This is a genomic window from Helicobacter valdiviensis, from assembly GCF_003245365.1.
GTDB lineage: Bacteria > Campylobacterota > Campylobacteria > Campylobacterales > Helicobacteraceae > Helicobacter_D > Helicobacter_D valdiviensis.
In genome coordinates this window covers 1-18873 of record NZ_NBIU01000016.1, presented here as the reverse complement: position 1 = coordinate 18873, position 18873 = coordinate 1, and the positions used below count along the sequence as shown (strand labels likewise).

At 32.0% G+C, this 18873-nt stretch carries 21 protein-coding genes; 5 read left to right on the top strand and 16 right to left on the bottom strand.

The features are described from left to right. Positions 1 to 635: 635 nt before the first annotated feature. On the top strand, positions 636 to 1031 hold the full coding sequence (locus B6S12_RS06280) for a hypothetical protein (protein ID WP_111229952.1): 396 nt from the start codon (positions 636 to 638) through the stop codon (positions 1029 to 1031). A 68-nt stretch (positions 1032 to 1099) separates the two neighbouring features. Here B6S12_RS06280 and B6S12_RS06275 read toward each other — a convergent pair whose 3' ends face one another. The 8 genes from B6S12_RS06275 to msrP form a co-directional block, all read right to left on the bottom strand. Beyond that, positions 1100 to 1666 (bottom strand): thiamine phosphate synthase, encoded by a 567-nt coding sequence (locus B6S12_RS06275; protein ID WP_111229951.1) that lies wholly within the window; start codon positions 1664 to 1666, stop codon positions 1100 to 1102. After that, positions 1650 to 2333 (bottom strand): F0F1 ATP synthase subunit A, encoded by a 684-nt coding sequence (locus tag B6S12_RS06270; RefSeq protein ID WP_111229950.1) that lies wholly within the window; start codon positions 2331 to 2333, stop codon positions 1650 to 1652. Before B6S12_RS06270 ends, B6S12_RS06275 begins: the two co-directional genes overlap by 17 nt. A gap of 67 nt (positions 2334 to 2400) precedes the next feature. Continuing rightward, a complete protein-coding gene (locus B6S12_RS06265) occupies positions 2401 to 2877 on the bottom strand; it encodes an RDD family protein (RefSeq protein ID WP_111229949.1) in 477 nt (158 codons plus the stop codon). Further along, a complete protein-coding gene (gene pyrE / locus B6S12_RS06260) occupies positions 2877 to 3485 on the bottom strand; it encodes an orotate phosphoribosyltransferase (protein ID WP_111229948.1) in 609 nt (202 codons plus the stop codon). The genes B6S12_RS06265 and pyrE overlap by 1 nt, the downstream gene beginning before the upstream one ends. Before the next feature lie 9 nt (positions 3486 to 3494). Further along, positions 3495 to 4055, bottom strand: a complete 561-nt coding sequence (gene frr, locus B6S12_RS06255; protein ID WP_111229947.1) for a ribosome recycling factor — start codon at positions 4053 to 4055, stop codon at positions 3495 to 3497. A 16-nt stretch (positions 4056 to 4071) separates the two neighbouring features. Beyond that, positions 4072 to 4455 carry a preprotein translocase subunit SecG gene (gene secG / locus B6S12_RS06250; protein WP_111229946.1) on the bottom strand — a complete coding sequence of 128 codons (384 nt, stop codon included), beginning with the start codon at positions 4453 to 4455 and terminating at the stop codon, positions 4072 to 4074. A gap of 56 nt (positions 4456 to 4511) precedes the next feature. Beyond that, positions 4512 to 5054 carry a hypothetical protein gene (locus B6S12_RS06245; protein WP_111229945.1) on the bottom strand — a complete coding sequence of 181 codons (543 nt, stop codon included), beginning with the start codon at positions 5052 to 5054 and terminating at the stop codon, positions 4512 to 4514. 12 nt (positions 5055 to 5066) lie between these two features. Further along, entirely contained in the window at positions 5067 to 6068 is a 1002-nt protein-coding gene (gene msrP / locus B6S12_RS06240) for a protein-methionine-sulfoxide reductase catalytic subunit MsrP (RefSeq protein WP_111229944.1), read from the bottom strand. Positions 6069 to 6209: 141 nt separating this feature from the next. Here msrP and trpS point away from each other — a divergent pair, with 141 nt between their 5' ends. Next, positions 6210 to 7205 carry a tryptophan--tRNA ligase gene (gene trpS, locus B6S12_RS06235; RefSeq protein ID WP_111229943.1) on the top strand — a complete coding sequence of 332 codons (996 nt, stop codon included), beginning with the start codon at positions 6210 to 6212 and terminating at the stop codon, positions 7203 to 7205. Between the two features lie 305 nt (positions 7206 to 7510). Here the strand turns inward: trpS and B6S12_RS06230 are convergent, their stop codons facing one another. Next, complete coding sequence (locus tag B6S12_RS06230) at positions 7511 to 8398, bottom strand: LysR substrate-binding domain-containing protein (protein WP_111229942.1); 888 nt, start codon at positions 8396 to 8398, stop codon at positions 7511 to 7513. A gap of 107 nt (positions 8399 to 8505) precedes the next feature. Here B6S12_RS06230 and B6S12_RS06225 point away from each other — a divergent pair, with 107 nt between their 5' ends. After that, positions 8506 to 9609: a YeiH family protein gene (locus B6S12_RS06225; RefSeq protein ID WP_111229941.1), complete on the top strand. Its 1104-nt coding sequence runs from the start codon at positions 8506 to 8508 to the stop codon at positions 9607 to 9609. A 1-nt stretch (position 9610) separates the two neighbouring features. On the opposite strand, the gene B6S12_RS06220 is transcribed toward B6S12_RS06225, so the two are convergent. The 5 genes from B6S12_RS06220 to B6S12_RS06200 all read right to left on the bottom strand — a co-directional run bounded on the left by B6S12_RS06220 (position 9611) and on the right by B6S12_RS06200 (position 13160). Continuing rightward, entirely contained in the window at positions 9611 to 10039 is a 429-nt protein-coding gene (locus tag B6S12_RS06220; protein WP_111229940.1) for a hypothetical protein, read from the bottom strand. Positions 10040 to 10047: 8 nt separating this feature from the next. After that, entirely contained in the window at positions 10048 to 10647 is a 600-nt protein-coding gene (locus B6S12_RS06215; protein ID WP_111229939.1) for a MotE family protein, read from the bottom strand. After that, complete coding sequence (locus tag B6S12_RS06210) at positions 10644 to 11066, bottom strand: flagellar export protein FliJ (RefSeq protein WP_111229938.1); 423 nt, start codon at positions 11064 to 11066, stop codon at positions 10644 to 10646. The genes B6S12_RS06215 and B6S12_RS06210 overlap by 4 nt, the downstream gene beginning before the upstream one ends. 3 nt (positions 11067 to 11069) lie before the next feature. Then, the gene (locus tag B6S12_RS06205; RefSeq protein WP_245892563.1) at positions 11070 to 12257 is read right to left on the bottom strand and encodes an adenylosuccinate synthase; all 1188 of its coding nucleotides are present in this window, start codon (positions 12255 to 12257) and stop codon (positions 11070 to 11072) included. A 63-nt stretch (positions 12258 to 12320) separates the two neighbouring features. Beyond that, a complete protein-coding gene (locus B6S12_RS06200; RefSeq protein WP_111229936.1) occupies positions 12321 to 13160 on the bottom strand; it encodes an ATP phosphoribosyltransferase regulatory subunit in 840 nt (279 codons plus the stop codon). A gap of 111 nt (positions 13161 to 13271) precedes the next feature. On the opposite strand from B6S12_RS06200, the gene B6S12_RS06195 reads away from it, so the two are divergent. Continuing rightward, a complete protein-coding gene (locus B6S12_RS06195) occupies positions 13272 to 13646 on the top strand; it encodes a hypothetical protein (protein WP_111229935.1) in 375 nt (124 codons plus the stop codon). A gap of 12 nt (positions 13647 to 13658) precedes the next feature. Further along, on the top strand, positions 13659 to 14288 hold the full coding sequence (locus B6S12_RS06190) for a LysE/ArgO family amino acid transporter (protein WP_111229934.1): 630 nt from the start codon (positions 13659 to 13661) through the stop codon (positions 14286 to 14288). 21 nt (positions 14289 to 14309) lie between these two features. On the opposite strand, the gene B6S12_RS06185 is transcribed toward B6S12_RS06190, so the two are convergent. Then, positions 14310 to 14882, bottom strand: coding sequence for a hypothetical protein (locus B6S12_RS06185; RefSeq protein WP_111229933.1), 573 nt, complete (start codon positions 14880 to 14882; stop codon positions 14310 to 14312). A gap of 677 nt (positions 14883 to 15559) precedes the next feature. Beyond that, positions 15560 to 18873, bottom strand: a 3314-nt coding sequence (locus B6S12_RS06180) for a filamentous hemagglutinin N-terminal domain-containing protein (protein ID WP_111229932.1), incomplete at its 5' end; no start/stop codon positions are given.

Below are 18873 nucleotides of genomic sequence, written 5' to 3'. Positions count from 1 at the left end.
TTGATTTGCCCTAAAAATGGCTGACTTAAAGCAGAGTGTTTATTGATGATACTTTTGGCTGTGTAGGCATCGCCCACATCCTGCAAGAAAAGCAAAATTCCGCGGGGGCAAACATGGTGAAAAAGAGTGCGAGATAGCCCATCAAGATTCCAAAGGACTTGATTCTAAAAATCATGATTTTAAAAGATCCAATTTTGCAAAATCTAATTCTAAAAAGCCTATTTCCTAGAGACCTAGGGGAGGATTGTGACTTACGGGATTTGAGGAAAAATCTTTGTGCCATCAAAACGCAAATGTCTTTATTCTGCCAAAATTGAAAATATTCTAGTTTTCACACATATACACACCTAAACTTACTGCCAAAGCGATAGAAATCTAGCATACTAAACAACATACACAAATTACATTATTACTAGCCATATGATTATCACAGCACACAAAAGAAAAAATAAAAATAGTTTGCATAGGTTATCATGTTGTTTTTTGATATAATTTTCTACAAAAAATAAAAGATATAAGGATAGCAATGTAAAATATTGCCAATATCATAAAATCTAGAAAGTTGTAAAGCACTTTACAATGAATATTAGCAAAGATAATTTTAAAATGTTAAAAATCATATCATAGGATAAAACATGATACAAAAACTAAAAAATCTCTTTAAATCCAAAAGAGAAAAATTAGAAAAACTTTTAGGACAAATAGCACCTCTATACATCCAAGCACAAGATTGCGATGAGGAGATTGTAATATGTTTTGGGCTTAATGAAGATTTTATGCAAGATTTAAAAAAACTTTTACAAAATGGGGTGGAACTTAGAAAAGAAGACATTACAAAAGCCAAAGAAGATTTTAAAGCCTATGTGCAAGATTTATTAGATTATCCTAATGAAAATCTTCCCAAAGACTTGCTAGACAAGCCAAAAGAATTAGAAAATTGGATTATAAAAAATGATTCAAGAGCCCTGCAAATACAAAAAATTATAAAAATTTTAGAGGAATATTTTCAAAATAGTGCCATACAAAAATAATAAACAAATGCGATTATCTTTATACCAAAATATTCCATTAAATATTTACTCTCTACACAAACAAAATTTTAAGAAACAAAATATCTAATAGAAGCATAAGCAAAAAGTGGAATATGTGAGATTTTTTGTATTTGCTCCTTGCTAACAATACCACCTAAGGCTATAATATTTATATGAGGATTATTCTTGACAATTCTTTCTAGCTCCTCCACTCCTAAGGGTTCCCCCTTATTTGGAGAATGAAAAATAGGACTAAAAGTAATGGCGTCTGCTCCTTTTTTAAAGGCTTCTTTAAGCTCATTTTCATTATGTGCGCTAAAAAAAACTAAAAGATTTTTTGCTTTTGCTTGCGGTATCAAATCTATTTGCAAAGAATTACAATGTAGCCCATCAAAACCGAGCCTAAATGCTAAATCATAATCACTATTTATCAAAGAGGGGATTTTGTATTTTGCATTAAGTTTTAAAAAGGTTTCAAGAAGTTTTAGATTGTATTGCCCGCTTTTATCGCGATAGCAAGCAAAATCTATTTGGTAAGTATCTAAAATCTTACTATAAAAGGAGCAAAACTCCTTTTGTTCTTTGGGATATAAATTTGGATCACTAATAAGATAGCTTTTAATGTGCCTCTTCACTCTCTAAAACAGCACCTGCTAAAAATACATAAGTTAAAATCATAAAAATAAATGCTTGCAAAAAAGCCATAAATGTAAGAATTAAAAATGCTGGTAATGGGGCAACCCAAGGAGCCAACATTAACATTACAAGCAAGAACATATCATCGCCCTTAATATTACCAAACAAACGGAAAGAGAGCGAAACTAATCTTGAGCAATGTGAAATAATCTCAATAGGAAACATCAAAGGTGCTAACATTTTTACAGGTCCTGCAAAATGTGCAAAATACTTTCCAACACCAAAAGTTCTAATTCCCTCAAAATTGTAATACACAAAAACTAAAGCCGCTAAAGTTAGGGTGAAACTAAGACTTGATGAAGGTGCTTCAAAACCTGGAATAATACCAATAAAATTAGCCAAAAACACAAAAAACGCTAAAGTAGCAGTTAATGGCAAGTATTTTCTAGCCTTTTCTTCACCAATTACATCTTTTGCCATAAAAATAACACCGCCCAAAAATGTCTCAAATACATTTTGGATAGCACCTGGAACAACTTGCATTTTTGAAGTGGCAAGTTTAGCTAAAATTAATGCAATAATTGCAATCAAAACCGTGTGTATCGCAATAATAAAATCATGATCGTGGCTTATTAGCCCAGCAAATGTAAATAATCTACCATCCATAATTCATATCTCCAAATAATTTGTGAAAAGTTATAGGCATTATGCCCTAAAAACTTTTAATAAAAAATTAACCTTTTTTAATTACTACAGTTTTTAACAAAAAATCGTGCAATGCCTTTTTATCTTTACGCCATAAAGGCATTAAAATCCCTATAAGACTCATTCCAGAAAGGCAAAAAGCAATAAATCTAAGAAATGCAAAAAGAAAGGTTACTTTTTTACCATCTTCTCTTACAACCCATAAATCATAAGCCTTTTTCCCTGGAGTTTGCCCTTTATAAGCCAAAAGTATAGAAGCAATGAGTGCATAAACCAAAACTGCCGCTAAAGGCGCCCAAGGAGAGTCCCTAAACCCTTTAGCACTTCCTACAACTACATAAGTCATAAAATACAAAAGAGGAAGATAAATCATAAAAGTATCAATAACTTGTGCTTTTCCTCTCTCTATAAAAGTGGCAAAATTCCTATCATCTTTATTTTGCACTTCTTTAGAGTTTTTAAGGGTTTTAGAATTCTTTAGCTCACGCCATCTAAGGTTTTGCATTAATTACCGCGACTTCCTGGCTTATATGCTTCACTACCTTCTTTACAAAGAGGACAATTATCTGCTTCATAAGTTTCAAAGACAAAATCACCCAAAGCAAAAAGAGGTAAATTAGAATCTAATTTACAGCCCTCTCCACTTCCTTTCTCTCCTTCATAACGGGTGCAAATCCCTCTATTTGCCAAAGCTGCATAAGCAACCACTTGTGCTCCTAATTTACTCACCTCTTCTGCACTCTCTAATGCAGAACCTCCTGTAGTGATAATATCCTCACAAACTAAGATTTTTTCTCCCTTTTTAACCTCAAATCCTCTTCTTAAACACATTTTACCATTCACACGCTCTGTGAAAATAAAACGCACTTTAAGAGCACGCGCAAGCTCATACCCTGCTAAAATTCCACCAAGGGCTGGAGAGCAAACACAATCTATTTGTATTCCACTTTTTTGGATAATTGTTGCAAGCTCTTTTGCTAAAACTTCAGCAATTTGTGGATTTTCTAATACTTTTGCAGACTGTAGATAGAAAGGAGAATGCTTGCCACTGCTAAGCAAAAAATGCCCTTCTAAAAGTGCATTTGCATCTTTATAAATTTTTGCAATATCCATAATATCCCCTTAAATTTTTAGCAATTCTTCTTCTTTATGTTTTACAAGCTCATCAATTTTTTTGACTGCATTATCGGTAAATTTTTGGATTTCATCTTGTCCTTTTTTGGATTCATCTTCGCTAATTGCTTTATCTTTTTCTAGCTTTTTTATCTTGTCATTAGAATCTTTTCTAATATTTCTAATAGCTACTTTTGCTTTCTCACCGATATTTTTAGCTTCTTTTGCAATTTCTTTTCTTTGCTCACTTGTCATAGGAGGGAAAAATAATTTAATAGTTTCACCATCATTATTAGGATTTACTCCAATATTTGCCTCTTGGATAGCTCTTTCAATATCTTTAAGTAAATTTTTCTCCCATGGAGTAATTACAATCGTGCTTGCATCTTGTGCAATTACTGATCCCACTTGATTAAGAGGTGTTGGAGTGTCATAATAATCTATCCTAATATGATCTAAAATACTAATAGACACTTTACCACTCCTAAGAGTTCCAAACTCTTTTTTCATAGCCTCAATGCTCTTATTCATCGTATCTTGCGTATGGGTATAAATCTCTTGCAAACTCATTTATTTTCCTTAAAAATTAATTTTGTGATGGGTTTTGTGGAGCTACACTCGGTGTGCTAGGCGCTTGTGTGCTAGTAGTATTTCCTTCATTAGCTACAGGCACATTTGGCACACTTGGTGCAACAGGTGCTTGTGTGCTAGGCACAACCATATTATCCACAATAGAACTTTTGGAATCTTTTGTATATAAATAGCCTAAAGCTATTGTATTTATCACAAATAAAACCCCTAAAACAAAAGTGAGCTTTGCTAAAAACCCTGCAGGCCCTTTTGCTCCAAATAAACTTTCATTGCTCCCACTATAAGCACCTAATCCAATACTAGAACTCTTTTGCAATAAAACCACAATAGTAATAATTACCGCTAAAACAAACTGCAACACCAATAAAATGCTAATCATCAATAACCTTCTAAAAAAAATTCTTGCCATTCTAGCAAAAATTTTATAATAGAAGTCTAAAATGTTTTTGAATTTATCTTTTTGTAAGCTTTTAAAATCTTGTATAAGAGCAATACTCCCACAAAACTAAAAATCCCTATAATTTTTAAGCTTAGCACTTTTTGAATCAAAACAATATGCAAACTTGCTAAAAAAATTGCCCCATAAACAAGATAATAAAATCTAAAAACCTTAAAAAATGTAGCCCCCATACAAATACACAAAAATAAAAAGCTAAAAATCCCAAAATAAAGATAAGTTTTACCCCCTAATTCCTCCAAAATTAAGGCAAAATCAAAATTAAAATCTAGGTAGAGAAAAATTAAAAAATGGATAAAAACACTAACAAACCCCAAAATTCCAAAGCTTTTCTTAAAAGGAGCAAATACTATTAAAGAAGCCACAATTAATATAAAACCTATCCAACCACTATATACATATAAACTTGCTAAAGGATCTATCAAAGTTGCATTTTGTGCTTCTAGCTTCAAAACTATCTGCCATGCAAGATAACAAATACCAATGATTAAAAAAATCTCCACCCATTTTCTTATTGCCAATTTACAACCTTTTTAATAAAGTTTTTTTCTATCAAGCCCCGCATAAAGATGCTCTACTTCTTTTGCATAACCATTTAGATAAAGCGTTCTTACACGCCCTCTTTGACCTATTACTCTTTCGCTACTTTGCGACCATCTAGGGTGAGAGACACTAGGATCTACATTCCCATAAAAGCCATATTCTTTTGGATTTTGTGCTTCCCAAGTGCTAAGAGGTTGTGAGGTTAAAAACTCAATTTTATCAATAGATTTTATCATCTTATAGCCATATTTCCAAGGAACAACAAGTCTTATAGGTGCTCCATTTTGCGGACTTAATGGCTTACCATACATACCTACTGCTAAAAGTGTTAATGGGATTTTTGCCTCATCTAATCTTAATGCTTCTTCATAAGGAAAAGGCAAAAAACTCTTACTCACACCCAAAACACTTCCTTGCATAGGAAACATACTAGGATCGTATTTAGTGCTAAATTTTATATATTTTGCACTACTTTTTACCTTTGCAAACTCAATAAATTCCCTTAGCTCAAACCCAATCCAAGGTATTACCATACTCCAAGCCTCTACACATCTAAAACGATATATGCGTTCTTTTAAATGCATTTTTGCTATCAAATCTTCTAAATCTATGCTAAAAGGCTTCTCAACTTCGCCTGTTACTTCTATTTTCCAAGGAGTGCTTTTAAAATCTTTAGAATTTTCTTTAGGATCACTTTTAGAGTAACCAAATTCATAAAAATTATTGTAGCTTGTAGCAATCTCTTCTAAGGTAGGCTCTAAAATCCCTCCATTAATCCTTAATGCTTCAGCCTCACTAAAAGCTTCGTAATGGAAAGGATTTATAATATTTTTAGTATCTAGGGTTTTTGCTAAAAGTTCTTCTAAGCCTAAGAGAACCGCCATACTTCCAGCACCCAGTTTTAAAAATTCACGCCTTTTGTTAAAAATATTCTCTTGTGTAATTTTGGTTAATTCTTTTTTATCTGCTTTTTTATAAAAATATGATTTCATGCTCTGCTCTTTTTAAAAATTAATCATAAATCATACAAAATTTTCCTAAACCATTAAGCAACCATTTTATTTTTGCGTTTTGTTTCAATAAAATTTAGTTATAATCCCTAGCAAAAATTCATTCAATTTCAAGGTAAAGCAATGTCAAAAGAACAATTAAGAGTATTTTCAGGCATACAGCCAACAGGCAATATCCATCTAGGAAACTATCTAGGTGCTGTAAAAAACTGGGTGGATCGTCAAGATTTATATGAAAACATCTTCTGTGTAGTAAATTCCCATGCAATCACAATCCCTCAAGATCCAAAAATCTTAAAAGAAAAAACCTATGAGCTTTGTGCAATGCTCCTAGCTTGTGGGATTGATCCTAAAAAATCCACCCTTTTTATCCAATCTGAAGTGCAAGAACACACCTCGCTTGCTTGGTTGCTAACTTGTATCACTCCTATGGGGGATTTAAGCCGTATGACACAATTTAAAGACAAAAGTCAAAAAAATCCAAAAAATATTTTTGCAGGATTGTTTAATTATCCTAATTTAATGAGTGCAGATATTCTACTCTATAAAAGCCATCTTGTTCCTGTAGGTGAGGATCAAAAACAACATATAGAGTTAGCACGGGATACGGCAATTAAATTTAATCGCGATTATGGAGAACTCTTTATCGTTCCAGAACCTCTCATTCAAAGTGAGGGTGCAAGGATTATGGGACTAGATGATCCTACTAAAAAAATGAGTAAAAGCTCTGGAGATAAACCAAATCACCTCATCGCACTTTTAGATGATAGCGACACAATTATAAAAAAATTCAAAAAAGCCACTACAGATAGCGAGGGAATTATCGCATTTGATAAAGAAAGAGCTGGGGTTTATAATCTCCTTACTATCTATCAATGCTTCACTAAAGAAAGCAAAGAAAAAATTGAAAGCGATTTTGCAGGTAAAGGCTATGGAGATTTAAAAACAAAAGTTGCTGAAGCTGTGATTGAAGGTTTAAAACCCATTCGCGAAACTTATCTAAAACTCACAAACGAAAAAGAATATTTGCAAAAGATTCTAAAAGAAGGTGCAGAACACGCAAGAAGTATCGCACAAGCAACCTATAAAGAAGCAAAAGAAAAAATGGGGCTTATTTAAACCCCATTAAAATCTTTACCCACACCCTTTCTAACAATATCATTTTACATTCATGATAAAAAGTTGCTGTATTTTTACAAGCCACCCCATAAATCAAAACTCCCAAAATTTAAAACCTTAATTTTCTTGCAATTAGTTTTATATTTTGTTTTTGCCATTAAAATTTATTTTCTAAAATCATCACAATTTTGGCAGTTCCTTTTAAAATTTTAACATTCAAACATTTTGCTTTTTAAAACCCATTGCCTAAAATCTAAAATGAAAATTGTGAAATTTCATAAATTTTGCAAGCCTAATCTTAGAATTTATATCCAAGATTCCAAAAATTCTCTAAAACGCTCCAAAGCTCCATTTGGAATTTGGCTCTCTCGCTCTAGTATAAGGAATTCTCTTTCTAAATCTAAATTTATAATTTGCAAAGGAAAGAGTATGCCCTCTTCAAGCTCCTTTTTAATTGCCATTTTAGAAAAAACCGCCAAGGCCCCACGAGAAATTACCAAATCCTTAATTGCACTAATTCTATCTAGCTCCAAAAAAATAGGAATTTCTCTTCCAATATTCCCAAGTTCTCGCAAAAATCGCTCTCTAAGCCCTGAACCATATTCCCTAAAAATCCACGCTTTGTCTAGCAATGCATCAATATAATGTTCGCGTGAGGCCAAAATAAAATCACTCGTTGCTACAACAAGCTCATCTTTACACAAAACTTCGCGTTTAAAACCCTCACTTTTTGCTTGTTCTTTACTGATTTCTCCCTCAATGATAGCTAAATCCACATTCCCCATTTTTAAAAGCTTCAAACATTCTTGCGTATTATAAATTTGGGCATTAATCTTTACTTTGGGATACTTTTTGGCAAAATCAAAAAGAATTTTAGGCAAAAAATATTCCCCTATAGTATGCGTAGAAGCGACTTTAAGCTCTCCTAAACACAAATCATCTTCTAAGAGCACTTCTAAGCTTTTATAATAGTTTTGCACCACCTCAAGCCACATACCTCCTAAAAATAAAGCTTTGGGCGTTGGCATTAGTTTCTTGCCTAAGCGTTCAAATAACGGAGTGCCTATCATATTTTCAATATTTTTAATAATCACAGATACATTAGGCTGTGTGATTTTAAAATTTTGTGCAGTGATTGTAGGACTTTTAGTTTTTAATAAATCCAAAAAAATCTCCAAATCCCTTATCTTCATAACTTCACCCCTATAAATTTATTTTTCTAATCATTTTAATAAAATAAATATATTTTTTTAATTAAAGCAAATCCTATATAATCATAAAAAAATTTTAGGACAACACAATGAAACTTCACACATTTAAATTATTTTTTCTTTCTAATTTAAGAGGTTTAGCATTTGTATCTTGTATTGTAATTGCTGCTTTTTTACTCGCAAATTCTAAAACCATTTATGAAAGCACACATTTAGCAGCTACTGCGTTTGCTATTTTAATTGGAGCACTTATGTCGCCTTGGTTTTTTAAATACCAGCACACTTTACAAGCAGGAGTGCAACTTAGTGCAAAAAAGCTTTTAAGACTTGGAATTATCCTCTATGGTTTTAATGTAACCTTTAGCGAACTTGCAAATATTGGGATTTATGGAGTTCTACTAGCTATTATTATTATTTGCCTTATCTTTTTTAGTGCAATATTTTTAGGAATAAAAGTTTTCAAACTAGATAAAGAAACTTCTATGCTAGTAGGAGCAGGTAGTGCGATATGTGGTGCCGCTGCGGTTTTAGCCTTAGAATCTGTTTTAAAATCTGACACCTTTAAAGGAGTAGTTGCAGTAGGAACTGTAGTGATTTTTGGGCTAATTTGTATGTTTTTATATCCCATAGCTTTTAGTGCTGGATTAATCCCAAATATCAATGGAAGCGGTATGGGAATTTATATGGGTGCTACCTTACATGAAGTAGCAAATGTTGCAGGTGCTGCACAAATGGCAAAAGATATGACGCCTACATTTTCTCAAAATGCTGCAAATGCTGCTGTGATTTTAAAAATGATGCGTGTGATTATGCTTGTGCCTTTTTTACTGATTGTTTCTTATTATGTAGCTAGAAGCAATACCCTTAGCTCTACACAATCCCATGCAAAAAAACAAATCCAAATCCCCTATTTTGCATTTATGTTTTTAGGTGTGATTGTGTTAAATACATTTTTATCCGAGCATAAAGAAATAATCTTTCTAGGCATTAGCATAGAATCTTTACTTAATTTTGGAAAATTGCTTTGCTCTATTTGTATTGTTTTTGCAATGGCTGCACTTGGTTTGCAAATTGATTTTAAAAAGTTTATTAAAACTGGTGGTAAAGCATTTGGTTTAGCTCTTAGCTTGTGTTTTATCCTTATATTTGCAGGATATTTTTTAACACTTTTCTTTAAAGGATTGTTGTGGTAATTTAGCCCTCCATAAACTCTTTTAGGCTTTTGCCTAAAAGCTTTTGCTTACAACTTGGACAAAGCTCCAAAGGCTTATTGTAAAAAAACTTTGTTTGCACCCTATGAGAATAAACCCCCAAAAAAAACTTTAATTCTGTTTTATAGATGGCTCTAAACTCTTCATTGGCTAGATTTTCCCTCACTTCCTCGCAAGAAAAAAGATGCACAAAAGGATCGCCTTTGCTTTTAAATGCACTCTCTTGGATTTTTGCTTGATAGAACAAAACCTTAATTTTATCTCCATTAGGCAAAATAAAATAAATCCCACTATCTTCTAGGGAAAATTCCGCATAATTTGCACTTATCCCCTCATCTTTTAATAGCTGTATTAATGATTTGCTTAGATTAATGCTCTCATTTTTACAAGCGTTAATTGTAGCTTCAAACATTTTCTTCTCTATAATGTATTGCTTGTAGGTGCTTCTTGGGGCATAGCCTGAACTTCTTGTGGAGCTTGTGGCTTTTGCTCTTGTTTGGTTTCTTCTTGTGTAAAAGGAGGTCCTTTGACAATAAGTTGCGTAAGACTTGCTGCCTTTTGCGGATTCATCTTGGCTAAAATTTTACTTGCTACTTTGGTATCCAACCCAAAAAGGATATTTGCAGCCTCTCCTTCTGGTAAATTCTCCAAAATTGCTGCGGACTTTGAATCTTTCATACTTGTATAAGCTTCACCCATTTTTGTTTTTGTAGCATTTTGGATTTGTTTTAAAATCTCTTCATTTTTCTTTAGCATTTTATTGATTTTTTCTTCTGTGTTTTTAATATCTTGTTCTATTTGCGCTACTTTTTCTTCGCGTTTTTTAAGTTCTGCTTCCTTTTGATCTAGGATATTTTGCGTCGCACTCTGCAAGGCTTGTAAAGCTTGTTGTTGCTCATTAATCTTATCAAGCTCCTTTAAAATCTCTCCCTTTCTTTGCTCAAAAATAATATTACAATCTATTACTTCTGCACCAAAACTAAGCACCATACTAAAAAACATTAAAATTAAAATTCTCATGATAACCCCTTATTTGCATAAAGCATTACAGAAATTTCATCAAGGTTTTTCCCCTCAAGCCTTTTGGCAGTTTCTAGCATTTTTTTAATCTCTAATTCATCTAAATATTTTGCCTTTTCATATTCAATATTTGCAAGCTTAAAGGCTTCTTGAAGCTTTTTGCGATCTTGCTTTAAAAATGCTAATTCTCTCATCTTATCATCAATATAATTTCTATATTCTTCTTTATGATGACAAAAGGTTAAAAACTCTTGATAAATCCCGCTTCTTGGCTCTTGTAAAGTCGCAAATTCCCGCACCAAAGCATCAATTTCACCTTGCTTAACTTCAATGCTCTTTGCATTCTTTTGAAGCTCCATTTCTACTTCTTCTACCTTGCGTTTATTAAGAATGACAAGTTGCGTGAATTTTGTCTTCATTACTTAGCGAAAAATTGTATCCATTCTATCTGGACTTGTAGAAATCATCTTAATTTTCACGCCGATAAACTTTTCAAGCTCTAAAATATAGTCTTGTGCATTTTTAGGCAAATCTTCAAATTTTCTAATATTTGCACTCTTATCCCAACCTTTAAAACTTTTATAAATAGGTTTAATCCCTTCAATACAACTTGGGAAAGTTTCTAAAATCTCGCCTTTTTGGTTCTCATAAGCCACACATACTTTAACTTCTTCAAAACCATCTAAAACATCAAGTTTCATCATAGCAAGTGCATTTACACCATTTAGCCTACAAGCATATTTTACCGCTACTGCATCTAGCCATCCACATCTTCTTGCTCTTCCTGTTGTTACACCAAATTCTCCGCCCTTTTCTCTTAAAAGCTCACCGATTTTATCCAAATCTTCTGTTGGAAAAGGTCCATTACCCACTCTTGTGCAATAAGCTTTAGTAATACCTATCACATCGCCTAACTCTCTAGGAGAAATCCCACTCCCACTACAAGCACCTGAAGCAGTTGTTGTAGAACTTGTTACAAAAGGATATGTCCCATGATCAATATCCAGCATACTTCCTTGCGCACCCTCGCATAAAATCTTTTTGCCCTCATCCATTGCTTTCCATAGCATAGAAGTTGTATTTGCCAAAAAGGGTGTAAGTATTTTTGCATATTCTTCTAGCTTATTTTCTAAATTTTGCAAACTCTCTTGTGTAATCCCAAAAAGCTCTAATCTTGCATCCTTAATATGCTCTAAAATTTTTGCACTTAGAGCTTTAGTATCTTTTAATTCTATCATTCTAAAGCCTACTCTTGAAGCTTTGTCAGTGTATGCAGGCCCTATGCCTTTACCTGTCGTTCCTATAGCTTTTTGTGAATTTTGTTCTTTTAATCTATCTAAAATCTCATGGTAAGGTAAGATTAGATGTGCTTTTTCGCTAATAAACAATCTTCCTTCTAAATTGTTAAATTGTTTCATTTCTTCAATCAAAGCTTCTGGGTTAATCACCACTCCATTACCAATAACATTTTTGCATTTTGGATAAAGAATACCTGATGGGATTAAATGCAAGGCATACTTTTTGCCCTCCACTACAATAGTATGTCCTGCGTTATGTCCTCCTTGATAACGCACAACATAATCATAATCTTGAGCTAACAAATCTACCATTTTGCCTTTGCCCTCATCTCCCCACTGGATTCCTACAATCAAATCTGCTTTTGTCTGCAAGTCTTACTCCTTTATACTTAATAAATGATCTGTATAGATTCCAAAGCCACAAGCTTTTTCATCATTGATTTTATAACTACCGCCTAAAATTATAGTTTTATTATACATAAAAAACCTAAAAAGCATTCCATCATAATAAGGCATAGGTGCATAAAAAAGAGGTGCTAAAATCAATCTTTCATACTCTAGGCTTTTAGCAAGTTCTAAAAGCTCTTTTAGCTCTTCTTTTAAAGCATTTGGAGCTTCTTTTAATAAAACTTCCAAATCTTTTAAAGTTTGCACCCCCATAAGTGCTTTTAAAAAAGGATGGGTATCTTGAATTTTTGCTAAATTGATTTTTTCAAAATCTTCTAGCTCTACATCAAATTCTTGTGTGCAAAGTTTAGGTATTTTTGCATTTGAAATTTGCAAAAGTGGGCTAAGAGAAAGTTTTTTTAAAAACTCCAAACATAGCTGAATATGTGGCAAAACACAATCGCTTTCAAAATTTTCTACACCTATTTGGTTAATTTCTGTTGTGGGATAAGTAAAAACTGGCTGGATATAAAACCACTTTTTACCCACCTTCTCTTCCTTAATATGTGGGCTTAAAAGCCGTAAAGTATCAATGGTAGAATCATTTCTTAAAGCAATTTGTTGGTTGTATTGATTAACAATCCTAACAACTTCCCTACTTGTCGTATCTCTTTGGTGTTCTAAATATGCAAAGCTAGGGGTGCTTATCTCCTCATAGCCATCTTGATACAAAAGATTGCTTATAAGATTTTCTAGCTCTCTTTTTCTTTTTGCTTCCTTACCAAAATAAAGCTTAGAGCCTTTTGGTATTTCATGACTTAAAATCACGCTTTATCCCTTATTTTTCTATCAAAACTTAGCATTATAGCATAATATAATCCTCTATGGTGTAAAATTGCATAAGCATTTAATACACTTTGCCTTAAAAGGAGCGAGAAAATGGCGTTCAAAATTGACACACAAGCCTATAAAGAAACAGTTACACACAAACCAAAACCACCACACCCAAACCAAGAAACACAAATAGAAGCCTCTGTGCCTAAAAATCCTCCTTTAAAAAAACCCATAGGAGATATTAACTCCTACATTCCTCCTAGCTCTAATAGTGCGTTTAGCTCGCTTTTTCTTTCAAAAAGTGAATGGTTAGAAAAAGAATTTAACCTTAGCCAAGAAGCCATTATCAATCTTTTAAAACTTCAAGAAAAGCAAGATTTAGAAATTTTAGAAGATTTAGAAAACTCGCAAACTCAAAATACAAACAAGATAGATAAAGATTCATTTTTAGCCTTGCTTCTTTCAGGTTTAAAAAAGTAACTGGATACTTCAATGGATATTGCAATTACTGGATTTTTATTAGCTTTTTCACTTTTTGCAGGAATTGGTGCTCAAAATCTCTTTGTTTTAAAACAAGGAATTATGAAAAACCATATTTTATGGGTGTGCTTGTGTTGCATTGCCTGCGATATTATTCTTGTAAATTTAGGAATTTTTGGAGTGGGAGAACTACTTTCACAAAATAAGATTTTTATGATTTTATTAGGAGTTATAGGGGCTATATTTGTATTTTTCTATGGGCTTTTATCTCTAAAATCTGCTTTTCAGACTACAAGTTTAAATCTAAGCTTTGCAGAAAAAAAATCTTCTTTACAAAAAACAATTTTACAAACTCTCATCATCACACTTATTAATCCTCATGTTTATTTGGATACTATTGTGATTTTAGGAGCAACTTCTTTGCGTTATGATTTTAGCGAAAAAATCTTTTTTTCTTTAGGAATTATTGGCGCTTCTTGTGCTTGGTTTTTATGCTTAGGATTTGCCTCATTTAAAGCAAGCGAACTTTTCAAAAAGCCTTTAAGTTGGGTGATTGTCAATCTTTTTAGTGCGGGGGTTATGTTTTTTATCGCCTATGGACTTTTTATGTTTGTTTTAGAAGAAGTTAAAGCATATTTCTAGCTATTCCCAAAAGGGAGATAGCTATTTTTTCATATCTGCACTAAATGTAATATCCACAACCGACCAACTAATATTTTGGTGTCCAGGTGCTACATCACTTAATGCTTTAAGAGCTTTTACACTATTGCTAAAATGGTGCAAATCTAGCTGTCCTTTAGCGATGAATTTATCCCCTTCTACTGTATAAATAAGAGGAATTGTTGTGCTTTGTTTATTAATAGTAACTTTAGCAGAAATCACACCTTTATTATCGCCCTCTACGACATTTTTAAACATCACTTTAATATCACCTTTATCGTTTAAGGTTTTAAAAAAGGTTTCAATAATATTAGTTGTGATAATTTCGTTATTTTCTCCCATATCTACATCATTTGGAGAAATCACAGCCTTAGCACCCTCAAGCTGTCCTTTTAGACTAGAAGCATCTTTGCCAAAAGTATATTTAGCACTCTTAAAACTACCTTTTGTGCCTACCATAGCAGGAGTTTTATAGCCCTCAAACTCAACCTTTGCACTTTTAGTGTCAATCCCTCCTGCAAAAAGTGCAGAACTCAAAGCAAAACTTACAAGTGTTCCTAAAATAAGCTTTTTCATCTTTTTCCTTTCTATTTTTAATGCGTAAAATTTATTTAACTTTTATATTTACTTTGTAAATCTATAACTTTTATAGAAAATAGTCAAGTTTATTAAGAAATAATAAGTATTTTCTAAAACTTTTTAAACCCAAAAAGCATTCAAAGATAAATACAAGTGCGTTTTAGAAGATTTTCAAATGTATATTTTAGTAACATAAAAAATTTATAGATACAAAAACTCTACAGCACTAAGTCTTAAATACTACAAATAGCTTTTCTATAAAGCTTAAAAAGGTAGCTATCCCCTAGTAATACATTGATACGACAAGCACAGCAAATAGCCTAAGAAACAGTAAAAACAATACGAAATTTTAAGAGGCTGAAAGGATTATAAGAACTCAATAAATTCTAGTAGTAGCAGTGAGACTTTAGGAGTTTTTTAAAAATTTTTAGGATAAAACCAAATTGAAAAATAAAAAAGATGTAATAAATTCCAGTAGTTACGGTATATAGCTTTAGCTTTTTATGAAATTTTAAGAGGTTGAAAGGATTATAAGAATTAAAGTTAAATTCTAGTAGTGGCAGTAAGGCTTTAGGAGTTTTTTAAAAATTTTTAGGGTGAGGCTAGATAAATAATCTGCGAACCCTATAAAATTTTTAAAATCTATTAAATGCTTACTCCAATACGAATTTCTTCTATATCCTTTGTGCCATACAAGGATTATTTGTCTTAAAGTTTTCACTCACCACACAAGTTCTTTGGTTTAACACTCCTTTTTCTTCATCTAGTGTTTCTTTTTCTTCTTCTGCTGGTTTTATTAAGACTACTTGTTGTTTATCTAGCATAGAAGCATTAATATCTTTTAGAGGAGAATTGATAGTTTGATCACTTCCTCCATTATCTTTGTATTCTGGTTCTTTTAGATTAGCTATCCATTCTCCACCTATAAATGTTAATGAACCTTTAACATCTATATTAGCAATATCATCATAAGCAAATTCTTTTAGAACTTTATCTTTTAATAATGCTTGGTAAGCTTTTAGATTTGCTCCATTGTTTTTAAACCAACTCTCTAAGTTTTTCATTTGTTCTTCTGTAGCAAGTCCTGAAGTATAAAGCTCATATTTATCTTTCCATTCTGCAAAGAAACTCATAAGTCCTAATAATCCTCCTGCTGTATAGTTTGGATTATTATTACCCTTTATAAAGTTTTCTAATTCTTGTTTAGAATGTTTGATTTTTTCTACTCTTTGTTTAGTAGTGTTCCATACTCCATTTTTATCTTTGTTTGCTAATTCATTTCCTAATCCTAATCCATTATTATCTACTTCTTCTCCATAGAATGCTAAAAGGAAGTTTAGAGATTGTGAGAGTTTAGTATCTTCTTTATATTTACTAAGAAGTCCTTTAAGATAGTTTGTATTTAATGTTGCTTTTCCATTTGCAATAATAAAGAGTTTATTGGCATCTAAACTAAGAATGAGTTTTTCATCTAGTAAATCTTGAATGATATTATTGACTAATTTATTAGAGAAATCATCACTGCTTAATTCTACATCATTTAAGCCATCTTTATTTTTATCAATGAAGTTGGAATCTTCATTGTTTCCGTTGTCTCCACTATTATCAAAAGGCTTAAAGAAACTTAGATTACCATTTTCATCCTTGTAGATTCCTGCTTGTTTTAGTGCTTCATCGTTTAAGACATCATTTATAAAGTCTTCTTGCTTATCTGTATAAGGGTGTAATGTAATTCCATTATTGTAAAAAGGTTTTTCTTTATCATTAGTAGCATTAGCTATAGAGTTTGGATTATCTAGTGCTTCTTTACTTCCATTGTAATAGATGTGGATGTTGGAGAGTTTATCGCTTGAAATATTACCATTGTCGTTTCCAAAAAACTTGCCTACATAAGCATAATCTGGATATAATTCAGAAATAGCCATAATTGTAGCATTATCTTTAAAATTAATATAGATGTTTGAGAAAGTTCCTTTATTGGCATACCAAATATACCCGACAAAACCACCCGCATCACTATCTTGATAAGGACCGTTGCCACTACTTAAAATATTTCCTATATTATTAAGAGTTATATTTAAAAAAGTTGCACTATCAAGAAGCCCAACAAATCCACCTGCAAATGACTTGCTTTTTCCTAATGAACTAATACTCCCAATATCGTTAATCACTATATTGGAAAATACATTGCTTCCACTATTTACTATTCTTCCAGCAAACCCTCCTGCTAAACTTTCCTTTGCTTCAGTTTCTGCCTTGATCTCCCCAATGTTGCTTATCTCTATATTTTTTATTTGTTCTGCTCCATCCATATATCCTACAAATCCACCCGCATTGCTATCACCTCCATTCCCATCATAATCAGATTTAGCAATAATACTGTCTATATCTCTAATTGTAATGTTTGTTAATTTTGTATCTCTTTTCTTATTCACAACTCTTCCTGTAAAACCTCCAACGAAAGAAGTGCCTTGCCTATTATCCACTAAAATACTTTTTATTTTATTAAGAGAAATTTTATCAAACTTTCCATTTGTTATATATCCTGCAAATCCTCCAGCATATATCCTTTGAAAATTCTCACTTGTTGTTTCAACTAGCATTTCACCAATATCTTGAAGAACAATGTTACTAAACATTCCACTGTCAATATACCCAGCAAAGCTACCTACAAACCTAGCATTATCAGCTTTTATCCCTCCACCCATATAATCCACATTGATATTTTTAATAGTTGAATTTTCATTATCATTATACTTCCTAATATATCCAAATATCCCAACATTTTCAGGTTTATAACCCACAGTAATTGTAGTATCTATATTAATATTCTTTAGTGTATATCCTTGTCCATCAAAGTTGGCTGTGAAAGCATTATCATAATCATCCCCCACAATCATACTCGTGCAACCAAGCCCATTAATGCAATAATCTGCATAGTTTTGCCAATCTTTTCCTACTACTCCTATTCCTTTATTTCCTTGAAAATCTATATCGCTTGTAAGTTTAAAATCAGTTGCATTTTTAAAATTACCATCTTTATTTTCATTCCACCCCTTTGCAAAATGCCACCAATCTACATCACTACCAATAGAAATGTATTGGTTATGTGTGTCTTTAATATTTGTAAAAGAGCTATATGTATTATTCCAAGCATTTGTATTATAATAATATCCTGTAGCACTTAGATAAAGATTTCCATCTTTATTTGCTTTTAGATTTAGAGTAGGATTATTTTCTAGTGTAGCCACATCAATATTAATAGTATTTCCCTCTATATTAATATTATTTGCATTAATTTTATTAACACCTATTTTTCCATCTTCTTGTAAATTTACTCCGGCTTGTAAGATTACTCTATTCCCCACCATTACTACTTCATTAGCTTGAATGCTTCCTTTGTTTATAATATCTCCTCTAGTGCTATTTGCTTTAAACACAGGAGAGAAAGGCACTAATACACCTACACCATTATTAGCTTTATTAGCTTCTTTAAAAGCATTAAGTGTATCTGTATCAATAGGAGATGTAGAAATACCAAACTTATTAGCATTAATACTTCCACTCTCTGTTACTATTACCCCACTAGGATTAACAATAAAGACATTATTATTGTTTCCTTGTAATAATCCTGCAATTGTAGAAGGATTTTTAGAATAATCTAAATTTAAATAATTATTGCCTCCATTCTTTCCTTTTTCAAAATGAACTTCATAGCCTTTACCTATATTAAATCCTCCACCCCAAGCAATTACATTATTTTTATTATCTCCTTTAATATTCATCACACAATTCTTACAATTAGCTCCATTGCTTATACTAATACTTCCACTACTTCCATTTGTAAATTTACCTCCACTTGGTAAATTAGGATTAGCAAGTAACATTTGATTAGATAAAAGTATAGAAGTAACTATACTAATACTAAGAGTTTTTCTAAAAGAATGATTTCTTTTAGAATGAATAAGAGTATGAGTATGAGAAATTA

Coding starts and splice junctions, on each gene's coding strand:
- B6S12_RS06280 (WP_111229952.1), top strand. CDS start 636: ATGATACAAAAACTAAAAAATCTCTTTAAATCCAAAAGAGAAAAATTA.
- B6S12_RS06270 (WP_111229950.1), bottom strand. CDS start 2,333: ATGGATGGTAGATTATTTACATTTGCTGGGCTAATAAGCCACGATCAT.
- B6S12_RS06265 (WP_111229949.1), bottom strand. CDS start 2,877: ATGCAAAACCTTAGATGGCGTGAGCTAAAGAATTCTAAAACCCTTAAA.
- pyrE (WP_111229948.1), bottom strand. CDS start 3,485: ATGGATATTGCAAAAATTTATAAAGATGCAAATGCACTTTTAGAAGGG.
- frr (WP_111229947.1), bottom strand. CDS start 4,055: ATGAGTTTGCAAGAGATTTATACCCATACGCAAGATACGATGAATAAG.
- secG (WP_111229946.1), bottom strand. CDS start 4,455: ATGATTAGCATTTTATTGGTGTTGCAGTTTGTTTTAGCGGTAATTATT.
- msrP (WP_111229944.1), bottom strand. CDS start 6,068: ATGAAATCATATTTTTATAAAAAAGCAGATAAAAAAGAATTAACCAAA.
- trpS (WP_111229943.1), top strand. CDS start 6,210: ATGTCAAAAGAACAATTAAGAGTATTTTCAGGCATACAGCCAACAGGC.
- B6S12_RS06230 (WP_111229942.1), bottom strand. CDS start 8,398: ATGAAGATAAGGGATTTGGAGATTTTTTTGGATTTATTAAAAACTAAA.
- B6S12_RS06225 (WP_111229941.1), top strand. CDS start 8,506: ATGAAACTTCACACATTTAAATTATTTTTTCTTTCTAATTTAAGAGGT.
- B6S12_RS06220 (WP_111229940.1), bottom strand. CDS start 10,039: ATGTTTGAAGCTACAATTAACGCTTGTAAAAATGAGAGCATTAATCTA.
- B6S12_RS06215 (WP_111229939.1), bottom strand. CDS start 10,647: ATGAGAATTTTAATTTTAATGTTTTTTAGTATGGTGCTTAGTTTTGGT.
- B6S12_RS06210 (WP_111229938.1), bottom strand. CDS start 11,066: ATGAAGACAAAATTCACGCAACTTGTCATTCTTAATAAACGCAAGGTA.
- B6S12_RS06205 (WP_245892563.1), bottom strand. CDS start 12,257: ATGGTAGATTTGTTAGCTCAAGATTATGATTATGTTGTGCGTTATCAA.
- B6S12_RS06195 (WP_111229935.1), top strand. CDS start 13,272: ATGGCGTTCAAAATTGACACACAAGCCTATAAAGAAACAGTTACACAC.
- B6S12_RS06190 (WP_111229934.1), top strand. CDS start 13,659: ATGGATATTGCAATTACTGGATTTTTATTAGCTTTTTCACTTTTTGCA.
- B6S12_RS06185 (WP_111229933.1), bottom strand. CDS start 14,882: ATGAAAAAGCTTATTTTAGGAACACTTGTAAGTTTTGCTTTGAGTTCT.